Origin of the sequence: Acinetobacter stercoris, from assembly GCF_900323515.1 — a bacterium.
In the GTDB taxonomy this organism is placed as follows: domain Bacteria; phylum Pseudomonadota; class Gammaproteobacteria; order Pseudomonadales; family Moraxellaceae; genus Acinetobacter; species Acinetobacter stercoris.
Genome location: NZ_OOGT01000369.1, coordinates 1 through 1,659 on the forward strand (window position 1 = coordinate 1; position 1,659 = coordinate 1,659).

2 protein-coding genes are annotated in these 1,659 nt (G+C 33.7%); one reads left to right on the forward strand and one right to left on the reverse strand.

The window, feature by feature from the left end; genetic code table 11:
- Positions 1 to 155: 155 nt before the first annotated feature.
- On the forward strand, positions 156 to 776 hold the full coding sequence (locus tag KPC_RS19565; protein WP_171334564.1) for a TetR/AcrR family transcriptional regulator: 621 nt from the start codon (positions 156 to 158) through the stop codon (positions 774 to 776).
- A gap of 93 nt (positions 777 to 869) precedes the next feature.
- Here KPC_RS19565 and KPC_RS19570 read toward each other — a convergent pair whose 3' ends face one another.
- Positions 870 to 1,433, reverse strand: coding sequence for a phosphorylase family protein (locus tag KPC_RS19570; RefSeq protein ID WP_121975973.1), 564 nt, complete (start codon positions 1,431 to 1,433; stop codon positions 870 to 872).
- Positions 1,434 to 1,659 lie beyond the last annotated feature (226 nt).

A 1,659-nucleotide genomic window follows, 5' to 3' on the forward strand; every position in this document is an offset into this window, starting at 1 on the left:
TTATATGAATGATCAAAAAAAACTTTTGTTTATAGTTGCACATATATTCTCCAATTTTCACAATAAATACGTAAAATAAATTAAAAATAGTGCTTTCCTCTGTGCACAAATCAAACAATTTACCGTACAATTTAGTCTTCAAATTTTTTATTTTTATTTATGAAATGGAACAAAAAAAGAGTACCCAAAAACGTCAGCAACTTTTAAGTGCTGCACTTGATGTTTTCTCCCAATATGGCTTCTCTGGGGCGAGCCTAGATGAAATTGCGCAATTAGCCGAAATGCATAAATCCAATATTTTCTATTATTATGAAAATAAGGAAGCGTTATACGTTGAAGTTTTAACGACAGTAATGCAGAAATGGCTTGCTCCCTTACAAGTACTTGAAGCTGACTTAGAGCCTGTTCAGGCATTAAGCCAATATTTGGAGCAGAAAATAGAAGTTTCCAGAACCCAGCCTAAAGCATCTAAATTATTTGCTTTAGAAATTATCCAAGGTGCGCCGCACATTCTTCAAATCTTAAAAGGACCATTAAGAAAGCTTTTTAAACGTAAAGCTAAAGTTATTTTGAACTGGCAAGAACAAGGTAAGATTTCTGATCAGATCGATCCCGAGTTACTGATCATCAATCTTTGGAGTATCACTCAAAATTACGCTGATTTTAGTACTCAAATCGAGATGCTAACAGGAAAAACCTTACGTAATAAGAGCATGTATCAAAAAACAATTGAACATACTGTTCACTTAATCCTCTATGGCGTATTACCACGCTAAAAATCCTTTCTGATGTTAATAAATTTTCTTTAGAGATTATTTATTTTGGCATACGACCATAGTTCTCTATGGTCGCCAAAACTAAAATGCCTTTTAAATATCTTGATATAATGATAAAAGCTTACGTGCTCCAAGCAATAAATTCTCTTCCCAATCCAAATGCGCAGTATCGTTTGCCCCATCAGTAATATATTTTACAGAAATCAATCTAACATCCAGCTTTTTACAGACTTTTGCGATTGCATATCCCTCCATATCAACCAAATTACAGTCAATTTTGGGCTTACCTGTTTCAAAACTATCCCCTGTACCACATATTCCTTGTTGCAAATGCGGAAAATATGGTTCTAAATCAATAGCTGCCGGGAAATGCTCATCCATTGGTGTGACACCAATCTCAAAACCGAGTGGTGAAACATCCATATCCCGTTGTACAAAACGAGTAACTTCAATCAATGCATGTGCATCAAATACTGAACTACCCGCACTTCCTAAATTGAATAATGTTTTACAGCCTGTTTTTTGAATAACTTCATAGGTTTTAAAAGCAGCATTGATCTTGCCTATCCCGCTATAATGAACCTGAATATTTTCCTGTTCAAATAAGCCTTTGGATTCATTTGGTAAAGCCATCATCAATGCAAGATCTTTTTTCATTACGAAATACTTCTGAATAATTGGTTTTATTTAAATTGAAAATAAAAAAAGGTGCAAATGATTTAGGGATACTCGATCTGGATCTGTTCATTTTTCAAAGCGGTTATATCAACGAGTGTTTTTAAACAACACTAGACATACCTTGAAAGCTCCAAGGATCCTAATGATCAGATGACCCGATTATTGATGAATTTTTTTATGATTAAAATCATGTTCTTATTTATTG